This is a genomic window from Vibrio sp. 947 (assembly GCF_033339115.1).
GTDB classification, from domain to species: domain Bacteria; phylum Pseudomonadota; class Gammaproteobacteria; order Enterobacterales; family Vibrionaceae; genus Vibrio; species Vibrio alginolyticus.
The window spans coordinates 170,628-183,447 of sequence record NZ_JAWOTX010000011.1 but is presented as its reverse complement, the minus strand read 5'-3'; the positions used below and the strand labels follow the sequence as shown (position 1 = coordinate 183,447).

At 43.3% G+C, this 12,820-nt stretch carries 9 protein-coding genes and 1 pseudogene; 9 read left to right on the top strand and 1 reads right to left on the bottom strand.

Annotated features, from left to right (window positions below; all coding sequences use genetic code 11):
- Positions 1 to 74 precede the first annotated feature (74 nt).
- A pseudogene (locus tag R7Q39_RS15785) lies at positions 75 to 191 on the top strand (SM-20 protein); the annotation flags it as partial.
- Positions 192 to 245: 54 nt separating this feature from the next.
- On the opposite strand, the gene R7Q39_RS15780 reads toward R7Q39_RS15785, so the two are convergent.
- Positions 246 to 1,511 (bottom strand): HD domain-containing phosphohydrolase, encoded by a 1,266-nt coding sequence (locus R7Q39_RS15780; protein WP_025766702.1) that lies wholly within the window; start codon positions 1,509 to 1,511, stop codon positions 246 to 248.
- Positions 1,512 to 2,140: 629 nt separating this feature from the next.
- On the opposite strand from R7Q39_RS15780, the gene R7Q39_RS15775 reads away from it, so the two are divergent.
- The 8 genes from R7Q39_RS15775 (at position 2,141) to R7Q39_RS15740 (ending at position 12,787) form a co-directional block, all read left to right on the top strand.
- Entirely contained in the window at positions 2,141 to 3,334 is a 1,194-nt protein-coding gene (locus tag R7Q39_RS15775) for an iron-containing alcohol dehydrogenase (RefSeq protein WP_017634023.1), read from the top strand.
- Between the two features lie 161 nt (positions 3,335 to 3,495).
- On the top strand, positions 3,496 to 4,701 hold the full coding sequence (locus tag R7Q39_RS15770; protein ID WP_054701450.1) for an aromatic amino acid transport family protein: 1,206 nt from the start codon (positions 3,496 to 3,498) through the stop codon (positions 4,699 to 4,701).
- Positions 4,702 to 4,975: 274 nt separating this feature from the next.
- Entirely contained in the window at positions 4,976 to 6,100 is a 1,125-nt protein-coding gene (locus R7Q39_RS15765) for an HD-GYP domain-containing protein (protein WP_115385952.1), read from the top strand.
- Between the two features lie 87 nt (positions 6,101 to 6,187).
- Positions 6,188 to 6,406, top strand: a complete 219-nt coding sequence (locus R7Q39_RS15760) for a hypothetical protein (RefSeq protein ID WP_005377723.1) — start codon at positions 6,188 to 6,190, stop codon at positions 6,404 to 6,406.
- A gap of 324 nt (positions 6,407 to 6,730) precedes the next feature.
- The gene (locus R7Q39_RS15755; protein WP_005389081.1) at positions 6,731 to 7,495 is read left to right on the top strand and encodes an ABC transporter ATP-binding protein; all 765 of its coding nucleotides are present in this window, start codon (positions 6,731 to 6,733) and stop codon (positions 7,493 to 7,495) included.
- Between the two features lie 11 nt (positions 7,496 to 7,506).
- On the top strand, positions 7,507 to 8,391 hold the full coding sequence (locus R7Q39_RS15750) for an iron-siderophore ABC transporter substrate-binding protein (protein ID WP_047102208.1): 885 nt from the start codon (positions 7,507 to 7,509) through the stop codon (positions 8,389 to 8,391).
- Positions 8,388 to 10,364, top strand: coding sequence for a Fe(3+)-hydroxamate ABC transporter permease FhuB (gene fhuB / locus R7Q39_RS15745; RefSeq protein ID WP_258479889.1), 1,977 nt, complete (start codon positions 8,388 to 8,390; stop codon positions 10,362 to 10,364). Before R7Q39_RS15750 ends, fhuB begins: the two co-directional genes overlap by 4 nt.
- A 200-nt stretch (positions 10,365 to 10,564) precedes the next feature.
- A complete protein-coding gene (locus R7Q39_RS15740; RefSeq protein ID WP_213904930.1) occupies positions 10,565 to 12,787 on the top strand; it encodes a TonB-dependent siderophore receptor in 2,223 nt (740 codons plus the stop codon).
- Positions 12,788 to 12,820 lie beyond the last annotated feature (33 nt).

The window sequence follows — 12,820 nt, the reverse complement described above, 5'->3', positions numbered from 1 at the left end:
TGGCGCTGGACTAAACAAAGGCCCCCTTTTAGGGGGCTCACACAAAGCCACCTTCTTTAGAAGGTGGTAATTTACTCTTATCTGAGCAATTCCCGCATGAGGTTTTACCGACCAATGCTGAGCGTTTCAGTATTGCAGGTTGGTTCAGAATCAATGGTGTGCGAGACAATGTACTTGATATTGCAAAATGATTGGTTTGCAACCTGCACAAAATCAGCAAAGGGCGTAGATACGCCCTTTATCGATTAAACATTAGTTGATAGCTCGTAACACTCGGTCATGTTTCGCTCTAGCACTGCATAGACGTCAGAACAAAGTTCTTGTTTAGCGACTTGCTCGCCCATAATCGCGGCGATTTGTGCTTGAGCCATTCGTCCTCGGTAGGGACGGTCCTGAGACAGAGCTTGAAAAACATCGGCAACCGCGACAATACGTGATGGTACATCGAGTTCGTCTCCTGTTTTATGATAAGGATAGCCAGAACCGTCCAAACGCTCGTGATGATTAGAGGCCCACTCCGCTATTTTAGCGTTGGGAAACACTTTGTGTAATGCGAGCTGAGTATCAATTGTATGGCGTTTAATACGCGTATACTCTTGTTTATTAAGAGAGCCTTCTTTATGAAGAATCTCATCTGGTGTTTTTAACTTTCCGATATCATGCACCAACCCAGCAATAAATAACATCTCTTGGTCGTGCTCACAGAACCCAAGCTTGATGGCTAGATACCGAGATAACTCCGCCACTTTTTGCGAATGTTGATAAGTAAATGGGCTTTTTGCGTCAACAATTCGAGCGATAAACATGCCCAAACTATTCATATCTTGGATGGTGAGCTGTTTTTGAAGCCAATCAATGCTTTTAAAGTTTAATCCGATGGTTTCTATATTTTCAGACTCCATCGCGAACCAAAATGCGTCGGTCATAACGAGCTTAACCATTGCCTTAGCCATGTCTGGATTAAACAAAGTTCCAGCGTTTGCCATGATGCATTCTGCAATTAGTTCTTCATGAAGTGTGACAATGTCACAGTGGCAGTTCATGACGTATTTGGAACGCATAAAATCGAGACGATCGGCTAAATAGAGTAGGGCAGCGACCTCTTTTTCAAAAGGCGGTAAATCAAGATATTTTAGTTCACTCCAATGTGTATGGTGGTAAAGAACAGGTGTCGCAAACTGACGCAACAAACGACACTGCTTGAGGCTTCGGTATCCTCTTAAGCAATGTGTTTTTACATCTTGTGGCACCAACTCCTCAAGTAACATTTTATGTTCTTGTGTTTCGGAGACCCCACAATCGTGGATCATCCCTGCGAAGTAGCAAAACTCCGCTTTTTCTGGTTCCCAGTTCATGACCCGAGCACATTGGTAAGCGATGTAAGCGACACGGTGGCTATGGTGCGTATCATCAACACCTACATAGTCGAGTGCTCGAGCAACCCAGATAAGTGCTTGTTTCAGATCGACTTCAAAGCCCATGTCCGTATGGGAATGGCAAGAATGATTCATGGTTTATACCGACATTGCTAATTAGCCCACGCTAAACCCAAATCAGAAGGTGATAGGAAAAATTGGGTACGACAGCGAATAGACCCCAAAAAGGTGGGCGTTTAGACATAGTTTTGATTATGGGCGGGATAATAATCCTAGTTGCATAATAATATCACCTGAAGCTCATGGTTAAGAGTCAGATATTTGAACTAAGTATAAGTTTTGAAAGATTATTGTTGCTCTTGTTGACTTATTTGAAAACGACAATAAATCATGATGTAACGCATTCTTATTTTTATTTTTGTAAATCGTGCTCGGGCTCAACCAGAGACACACGGTATTGATGTGTGATTAACAGAATTCATATTGTTGCTTTTGAAGGCAAAAAATAAGAAGACTTCTTCGAGGCTCGCTCTGTAACTAACAGAGTAATAGGGAAAGAAGCTTGTTAACTACATGACAATAGAGCGTCGTTGAAAACATTTTCTCTGTAGCTCATGTCGTTGAGGAAAGATAATAAAATGGTACGGTTTCCCAGCGATGCTAGCCCTTTTAGTGAGATAAGTTTATTGAAAATGTGTGATTGCAAAGTAAGCATAGGTAGTAAAAGTAGCTAGAATGATAGCTCTAAATGAAAAGGATTTCGTATGTTGAAGCATCGTTTATACCGGAGTTACACCGCTGGGTTAAAAATTGCAGCCCATATCCTTCCTATGCCGAGACCAACCTTGTTTTCCGGCCCTGGTTCGATGAATGAGCTATTAGAATCGATGACCGAGCTGGGATTTAAACGCGTTTTGTTAGTTACCGACGAAGGGTTAGTCCAAGTCGGTATTGTAGATAAGGTGCTTGAGGCAGCAGCACAACTCGATTTACAGTTAGATGTTTTCTCGCAAGTTAAGCCCGATCCTACCTATGATCAGGTTGAGAGCGGTCTAGAGGCTTATCATCGTTTTCATTGTGAGGGCATATTAGCTTTGGGTGGCGGCTCTGCAATGGATTGTGCAAAAGTCATCGCTGCGAAAGTTACCAATAAACGGCCAATAAAAAAATTAGCTGGACTATTGAAGGTATGGCGAATGCCAGCGCCGCTTTTTGCTATTCCAACAACGGCTGGAACCGGAAGTGAAGTTACTATCGCTGCGGTCGTGTCAGATCCCTCCTCACACATTAAAACCCCTTTAATGGATCCAAAGTTGGTGCCACTAATGGCAGCTTTAGATGCGAATTTAATGATTGGTTTACCTCCTAAGATCACGGCTGATACTGGCGTTGATGCATTAACCCACGCTATTGAGGCCTATGTATCGAAAAACGCTACTCAAGAAACGATGGCTTATTCGGTTGCCGCTATTAAACTCATTTTTAAATATCTTCCTAGGGCTGTGATGCAAGGGGATGATGTCGAAGCTCGTCATAAAATGGCTATGGCATCCTATTACGCGGGTTTAGCATTTACCAAAGCGAGTTTGGGTTATGTTCATGCCTTTGCTCACACATTCGGTGCGAGATATGGAATACCTCATGGTATGGCAAACGGATTAGCCTTGTTGCCTGTGCTGCGCTTTTCATTATCAGAGATTGAGCCTCAACTAAGAAAGCTCGATGAGTTGACGGCCGAGGGGCAGTTAGGTAACGCAAGTGCTCAGCATTTTTTGGCGAATCTGGAGTCCTTGTTTTCAACTATTGATATTGAGCAAACCAGTGCGCTCATTCAACGTGAAGATGCTGATGCGCTTGTTGATTTAATTCTGAAAGAGGCGCACTGGAATTACCCTGTTCCCAAGTTCATGAACAGGGAAGAATGCACACAGTTATTGTTAAATATCAGTAAAGTGTAAGTTATAGTTTACATGTGTGGTTTTTTATCCTTACACTTTGCTTGATCTTCTGCTAAAGATCCTACAATATCGACGGCAATACAAATATGGTGTTGGTTTCGGTCCGCCGTTGCCCGATCTAATACTGATAATTTCTAATAAAGTGTAAAGATTAATATACAATGAGTCGTTCTAAAGTATTCGGTAGTACGCTAATTATTGCGGGCACTACAATAGGCGCTGGTATGCTAGCGCTTCCACTTGCCTCTGCCGGCATTGGTTTTTCAACTTCTATTATCATCATGCTAGGTTTATGGGCTCTGATGGCTTTCACTGCCTTGCTTATGCTTGAGCTTCATCAACATGCGGAGAGTAGTGCTACACTTCATACTTTGGCGAAACAGATCCTAGGTCAAAAAGGCAAGTGGGTGGCAAGTTTTGCGATGTTGTTTCTTTTCTACTCATTATGTGCAGCGTATATCGCTGGCGGTGGTGCTCAGTTCGGAGACCGCCTTGCACAATGGTTTGACCTCGATATTTCAGGGCCTACATCAACGATAATCTTTACCTTGATTGTGACTTTAGTTGTGACAGTGGGTACCGGTACGGTCGATAAAGTAAACCGAGTTCTGTTCGCGATGAAGCTCATTGCAATGGTTGCGGTGCTTTCTTTTCTTGCTCCAAACGTTACGGAATCTTACTTGTTAAGTATGCCAATCGAACAAGGCCTTGTTGTAGCGGCGATTCCGGTGATCTTTACTTCGTTTGGTTTCCACGGAAGTATACCTGCAATTGTGAGTTACTTAGACGGTGACACTTCTTCTTTACGCAAAGCCGTTATTATTGGTTCGACGATTCCACTCGTTATTTATATCTTTTGGCAAATCGTGACGTTGGGTGTGGTTAGCCAAAGTACGCTTGTTGAGAACGGAGGGTTGAGCGCACTGATTGGTCAACTATCTCAGACAGTACACCAATCAAATTTGGGTAGCATTGTTGGTGTGTTTGCTGACTTGGCATTGTTGACATCGTTCCTTGGCGTGAGTTTGGGTCTATTCGAATTTTTGGGTGATACCATCAAAGGAAGTAACGATAAGCCTAATCGTTTGATTGCGGCACTAGTGACGTTTACTCCACCGCTAGGCTTCGCACTTTTCTATCCTCAAGGCTTTATTATGGCTTTGGGCTATGCAGCGATTGCCTTAGCGATTTTAGCCATCTTTTTGCCTTTGGTTATGGTGATCAAGGTTCGTAAATCGGATGATTTTACTGGGGAGTACCGCGTCGCAGGTGGTCAAGGTGCGTTAGTGATAACGGGCATCGCTGGCACTGGCATCGTATTCGCTCAGGTGTTAATTACGCTGGGTGTGCTTCCTGCTCTAGGCTAGTTGTTTAGAACGTTCTTTGAATAACTTCTAGTTACTGAGTCCATCGTAATCAATCAGTATTGTTAGGCCAACGAGTTTCGCTCGTTGGCTTTTTTAATCTGGATCAAATTACCGTAAGATATCCGGTGAAAAAATTGGTAGAAATGTGCTTTTATTTCGTACACTTAAGTTGTGGTATATCGATAATTTAAGTGGAGAAAACCGCTCAAAATACCATTGAATTTGCAACACAATGAGCTTTTCTTGTTTCTCTGCTTTGGTGTGGAGGTGAAGCATGGCGCACCGGAGTTTTTACCCGTTTGCAAAACCGCTTAACGAGCAACTGCAAACGCTAAAAGGCAGGATGCAGGCGCACTTGCCATGTATTGATAGGGTGTCATTTGCAAAATATCACCCAGACCAAGATGTGCTCAAATCATTTGCAGAAAGTGAGTTCGACACTTGGTGTTTAGCCCATCACGAATCAGCATTCCGTAAACTCCACCACCTCAATATTGCCTCTAAAAACGCGGTTCCTCGTATCGTCGAAGACCTTCATGATATTAATCACTGTCCTCGGGTTCAAATTTTACTCAAACACGGATATCAGTCGTCGGCTGCTATTCCTTGTTATGACAATAAAGCTTTTACTGGTTTTGTATTTTTGAACTCCACTCAACGTGATGCGTTTAGTTTAGAAGCGCTGAATGGTCTTAAACCTTATTTCGAAATGATTCGATTTGCGGTTGAATCAGAAACTCAAGTAGTCAATGCGATAGAAACGCTAGCGAACCGAATGCAATGTATGATGCCAGGCTATTCACCTGAGTATTACGCGCATACCAAACGCATGAAGTACTACAGTCAAATTATCGCAACGCAGTTAGCGGATCGTTATCACCTGAATGACGAAATGGTCGAAGATATTGGTATTTTTGCTCAGTTCCATGCGCTCGGTGATAGTCAGCTGCCAGTTGAAATTGCTAGCCGCCGAACAAATTACTCTCAAGAACAAGAGGCGATATTGATTCAACATATTGAGCGTTGTATCGATTCAGCGGATGACATAGTTGCCCGTATCGGAAATCCGGTTCACCCGAGTGTGACTTTGTTTTTGCAGATGATTATTTATCAGTACGAAAATTTAAATGGCACTGGTTATCCTTATGGTTTAACCAATGATGATATACCAATAGTCGCCCAAATTACGGCTGCCGCGAATGCCTTTGATTTTATGACAACGCACCATCCGTATAGACAAGCGTGGTCCATCCCATACGCATTGTTAGAACTTGAAAAATGGGTATATCAGGGGTGGTTATCTCGAGAATGTGTTGATGCTCTGCGAGAGCATCAAGGTTATATAAAGCAAATCATCCACAAATATCCCGAGCACTATACAGGCTTGGGGTTAATGTGAAGAGCAGTAACAAAGTTGAAATGTTGACGAGGAGGAATATTTAAACAATACTGTTTTTATATACAGTAATAAGTTTGGAGGTGAAGTATGTTGTGGGAAACCCTTGAAAGAGTAAACCGCTTACGCCAACAAGCACTTGCAAATCCTGAGTTTGTTGAGTCAGCAAAAGAGCACGAACAAGCACTTCAGGAGCAAGAATACCATTATCAAACTAAGAAAAAGCGTTCAGCCAAAGACAAACAAGGTAAAAAGTCGCTGGCCGATATCTATAAAGAAGTAGAGTTTGGCGCTGACGCTCGTCATTAATGTATTCACTGCGGCATTTTTCATTTCTTCATACGCTGCAGTATTCGTTCAAATTTATGCGAGAGCAGTGGGAGACCGCTGCTCTCGTTGACCTGCCTATAATTTACTAATGAAGTTCAGCAGAGCAAATTATCACTAACACTTAGCAATTCTCTCAATGATCTTGTTTATGTAATGATAATGACAACGGTTTGCATTTGTATCTTTGTTGTTATATAAAACCTCCCTTATTAATCGTTCTGTTGAATAAAAACGGCAAACGTGATCAACGAATGAGAGCTTTGAATAACTGTTATTCGTAAATGGCTATTAGGTGAAGTAGGGATGTTGGAAGCTAAAGCACTCCAGTTTGAGATTGAAGGCAAGTCATTGCTAAAAGCGTTTGATGTGACATTTGAACCCGGAAAAACATACGCCCTTGTTGGACACAATGGTTCAGGAAAATCCACATTGTTAAAGTTGCTGGCACAGCAACAGCAATACACAGCTGGTGACGTGGTTCTGCATGGAACGAGCATTAACGATCTCTCAGCGAAAAAATTCGCCCAACATATTGCCTACTTGCCTCAGCATCTTCCGGTGACCGACAGTATTTTAGGTCGAGATTTAGTCGGTTTTGGTCGTTATCCATGGCATGGTTTACTTGGACGTTTGAGTAAGAAAGATCACGACATTGTTGAAGAAGCAATGGCGATGACAGGCACACTAAAATACGCAGATCGCTTAGTGGACACGTTATCTGGAGGAGAGCGTCAACGTGTGTGGCTAGCTATGCTGTTAGCCCAAAAAACCGAGTATTTGCTTCTTGATGAGCCTTTGTCTGCGCTAGATATCAGCCATCAAGTAGATATGTTGAAGCTTATCTCTAAACTCAGTCAAGAACTGGGTTTGGGCGTTATTATCGTATTACACGATATCAACTTGGCTGCACGATTTTGCGACTACATCGTTGCATTACATCAAGGTGATTTGATTGCACAAGGCAATGTTGAACAGGTGTTTACTGAACCTAAGTTGAGGGACATATATGGGATAGAGATGATGATCTCTGACCACCCTGCGGGTTATCCGGTGGCGATGCCAAGCTAAAGGTTGGAATAATGAGCAGTACAAACACTCGACTTAAACATTTCTCTTTCGCTCTCTCACTTAGTGCGCTTTTGGTCAGTTCTTTTCAAGCACTAGCTGACGCATCACCTCGGGTGATGTCGGTTGATTGGACACAAACTGAAACGATGTTGGCTTTAGGGGTCGTACCTGTAGGCGTTGCTCAAGGGCAAGATTACGATGCTTGGGTAAAGTCACCACCGTTACCACCTCAAACAAAGGATGTAGGGTTAAGGACTCAACCCAATATAGAGCGCATTTACGAGCTCAGACCTGATCGTATTTTTATTGCCCCGTACTTCTCCTCAATGAAGCATCACTTAGTTGATATCGCCCCGGTTACCACCATTGACTTATATGAAAGCGGGATTACAGATTGGTCGGTACTTACCAGTTTCACTCGGAGGTTTGGTGAAGAGCTGGGAAGAGAGGCGGAAGCAGAGGCGCTTATCCAACAATATGAAAAACGTTTTACTTTATTAAAACAGCGTATAAATAAAGGCCAGCCGCCACTACTAATGATTCAGTTTATGGATACAAAGCACGTACGTGTTTTTGGTCAAAATAGTCTTTACTCTCAGGCTATCGAAAAGATTGGGCTGAGTAATGCATGGAATGAAAAGACGAATAGCTGGGGCTTTAGCCTAGTTGGCATCGACAAGTTAGCTGGCATAAAAGCTCAAATTGTTATCGTAGAGCCATTACCTTACGGTGGAGCGGAGCAGCTCTCTCAAGACCCATTTTGGCAATATGTTGTTCAACAATCTGGTGAAAAGGTCATGCAAGTCGCGCCCGTTTGGAGTTTTGGTTCTATGCCTTCAGCCCTCCGTTTCGCAGAGTTAGTTACGGCGAGTAAGGTCGAGGAGTTAACACAATGAAAACGATGCCTTTAAGCTTTGTGGTGTTACTTTCGGCATTTACCTTTTCTATTGGTGCTTTCCAATTGTACCAAGTAAGCTCATTTTCGTTAGCTCTAAGCAGTTTATGGGAGCCTAACTTTCAATTTATAGATTCGGTTTTACTTCACTTTAGCTGGTGGCCTCGAGTCTTCACCACGATTATATCTGGTGCTGGATTAGCGATTGCTGGGGTATTGATGCAGCAAGTGCTGCGTAACCCTCTCGCTTCACCCACGACACTTGGTGTGGCGAGCGGTTCAAGTTTTGCTTTGATGTTAGCTACGCTATTCGCACCTTGGATGTTGGATATCGCGCCTAATTTGGTTGCTCTCATCGGCGGTGTGATATCGATGGGGTTGGTGATGCTGTTGTCATGGCGACGAGCGTTATCTCCAACGGTTGTCGTTGTTTCTGGGTTAGTGATAAACCTGTACTTTGCATCATTAAGTACGGTTATTCTGATGATGAATACCGAAAAGCTGAATGGCTTAATGATATGGGGAGCCGGTTCGCTTGTTCAGAGTGGATGGGGAGATTTCTCGTATCTTGCCCCTCGAATCGCACTTGCTACGATCATTGCATTTGTGATTGCAAAGCCGTTAAGTCTGTTGGAACTCTCCGAGCAAGGTGCCAAGAGTTTAGGTGTCTCGCTGGCTAAGTTGCGTTTTGTCTGTCTTGGGCTTGCGGTGTTAATCACTTCTTGGGTGGTTTCTGCCGTAGGAATCATCGGTTTCATCGGGTTAGCGGCGCCAGCGATTACTCGATTGATAGGTATCAATAAAATCCAGCATAAGCTTTGGGTATCAATGCTGATTGGTGCCATGTTATTGACTTTAACCGATTTGGTTATTCAGCAACTGCCAGGGCTAATGGCGAGTTTTATACCAACGGGAGCAGCAACCGCTGCACTGGGCGCTCCGTTACTGTTATGGCTGTTACCTCGTTTATCACAAAAGACGCAGAGCCATACTCAAACAGTGTTAACTCGACACCGTCAACATGTTTACAAGCTAAACCCTAAAGCGATCTCATTGGCGTTGATCGGCACGTTAATTTCTGTTGTTCTTTTTGCCACGGTTGCTGTGCAAAATGAAGGGTGGACAAACTTATTTGCTAGCCAAAATTGGATTTTTTTGGAATGGCGCGCACCTAGATTATTTGCAGCAGCAATTGCGGGGGCAATGTTAGCGATTGCTGGAACCATGATTCAACGCCTAAGTGGAAACCCAATGGCAAGTCCTGAAGTGATCGGTATCAGTTCAGGGACAGCGATGGGATTGATCATCGCGATGTTTACTGGGTTTGGTTCGTCAATTTTCACTCTTTCTCTAGGCGGGCTCGTAGGCGCATTAGCGACGGTATTAGTCATTGTGCTGCTAAACCGTAAGTCAGGCTTTCAGCCGGAGCGTATTTTGTTGACTGGTATTGCAATAACCGCACTGATGAATGCAATACAGAGCTTTATTCTAGCCACTGGTGACCCAAGAAGTTATCAAGCATTGGCTTGGTTGTCTGGGTCTACCTACTATGTCTCGGTTGAAACGTTACTCCCATTGTCTTTATCTGCGCTTGTCTTTATAGGGTTGAGTTTTCTCTGCGTAAGATGGCTAGATATTCTTCCTGTCGGTGCCGCTTCCTCTAAAGCACTTGGAATTCGAGTTGATCGTTCACGCGCAATACTGCTTCTTTTAGTTGCTTGTCTCACGGTCAGTGCGACATTGGTTGTTGGCCCGATTAGCTTTGTTGGGTTGTTGGCTCCGCATTTAGCTCGCTTATTTGGTTTTAACAAAGCGTCACAACACATGTTATGCGCCGCGATACTGGGGGCAGGGGTGATGTTGTTGGCTGATTGGTTGGGACGACAGATCCTTTACCCGCAAGAAATACCAACAGGGCTTATGGCGTCTCTCATTGGCGGTTTGTATTTAATGTGGGGTTTACGCCGCTTATAGAAATGAGCTAAGCCTCAACCAAGAAAGTACTTATACAAATAAGCACTCGTAGTGGCATTCGTAACCTATGCGAGTGCTTTATGCAAAACCTCTGGTTTGTCTTTTACGGAAACAACTGGCGATGCCGTAACTCGCTTTTCTTTCAGCGGTCGCTGAAGTCATGAAGGGTTGGTTTGGCTGCCGACAAAAAGGAGAAGAATATGACTCGGCAGTTTATGCTGACACCAACGTCGATGGCGGTTGTATTAGCTTTATCAACGCCAAATGTCTTGGCTCAGGAAGATGAAAATATAGTTGTGATTGGACAGCAGCAAGACAGTGCAGTTGGTCCTGATTTTAGTTATCTTGGAGCGAAGAGTCGGGCAGCGACGAAAACTGATATTGCCATCAATGAGACTCCAAGAGCGGTGTCTGTTGTTACGCGAGAGCAAATGGATGATCGTGCCTCTATTAGCATTTCTGACGCACTACAGTACACACCAAGCATTCAAACTAATTATTTCGGCGAAGATAACAAGCAAGATTGGTTTATTATTCGTGGTTTTAAACAGGCGAACAGTGGGTTGTATCAAGATGGTACCCGTTTATATTCTTCTGGCTTCTATAGTTGGCAAATAGATCCGTTTGCGTTAGAGAGGGTTGAAGTTTTACGTGGTGCAGCGTCTGTTCTTTATGGGCAAAACCCTCCTGGTGGGGTCATCAATGTTGTCAGTAAGCGACCTCAATTTGATGGGGGGTCAGGACTTGTATCTTTGGAGTACGGTTCTGAAGACCGTAAACAACTTTCTCTTGACGTAAACTCTGAGGTGAGTGAGCAGCTAGCTTTCCGCTTTCAAGGGTTAGCGAGAAAAAATGGGACGAGAATTAGTGGGGTAGAAGCAGAGCGCATTCTTCTCTCTCCATCGATGACGTACAAATTTAATGAGGCGTCTGAAATTACCTTTCTAACGAGCTATCAAAAAGACGACTCAGATCCTTATCTGCAATTTTTGCCAGTTGAAGGAACGTTAACGCCAAACAAAAATGGAAAGATCAGTGATAGTTTAGCGATAGGCAATCCTAACTGGGAGACGTTTGAGCGTGAGCAGGTGTCTTTAGGCTATGAGTTTTCTCATGCATTTAATGATACCACTTCATTTATTCAAGCAGCTCGTTACAGCGAAATGGATGTTAAGCTAAGACAAATGTATTCGTACGTTTACTCGGCTGATGTGCCTGCGTTGGGGCCGGTTTTGGACCCATCAAATGAACGCAAAACCATACTTCGGGGTGCTTCAACAGAAGATGGGTCATCTGATGCTTTTAATATCGATAATCGTTTGATGCACCAAGTAAATTGGGGAAGTGTTGAGCATAACTTGATGTTGGGCATAGATTTTCAAATGATCAGTATCGATGGTAAAGATTTTGCCAATGACCCTATAGTTGCTAATGGTAATGCATTATTAAACACACCAATGGGAGCTTTGCCCGATCCTAGGTTTAATGTATTTAATCCTACTTATTCGGATAACATAATGTTACTCGATCCGAATACGCTACAACCATTGAGCGAAACCGATAAGCAAAGAACGAAAATCGATAATCAGCAGCTCGGCGTCTACTTTCAAGATCATATGCTGATCAACGATAAATGGGCGATGTTATTGGGCGCACGTTACGACGATACAAGTAATGAAGTACATAATGTTACCACGGGTGCTCGCACGAAAGTCGATAATGGAGAGTGGACGTTTAGCGTGGGAACGGCTTATATTTCTGATTCTGGCTTCACGCCATACTTTAGTTACTCTCAGTACTTTGATCCAATTATTCAAGAAGACAGCAATGGTAAGCCAGCGAAGCCTGAAAGCGGTGATCAATTTGAAATCGGTATGAAATACCAACCGGATTCATTTGATGGTTATTTCAATATTGCAACGTATCGGGCAACAAAAGAAAACTTGGCTCGTATCTACTTGAGTGAATTAACGCAAATAGGAAAAATAGAAAATAACGGCGTTGAGTTTGAAGCTGTAGCTAATGTGACACCATCCTTAACATTGATCGGGAACATTGCGTACGTTGATGCAGAGATAAAAGAAGACATCAATAAGGCATGGGTTGGCAAAACACCTTCCCAAGTGGCTAATACCGTATCATCAGCTTGGGCACATTATCGTTTCTTTGATGGACCTCTTGATGGCTTTGCTGTTGGCTTAGGCGCGCGCTATACAGGTGAGTCATACGGAGACAATGAAGAGAGACTAAAAGTACCAAGTTATTTCTTAATGGATGCGACGGTCAGTTATCGAATCGGCGACTACAAGTTACAAGTCGCAGCTAAAAACATCGCGGATAAAAAGTACATAGCGACATGTGATGGCTTTTGTTGGTATGGCGACCGACAAAATGTTATTGCAAGTTTAACTTACGACTGGTGAGTTAACGTATAAATAAACACCCCTAACTTTAGG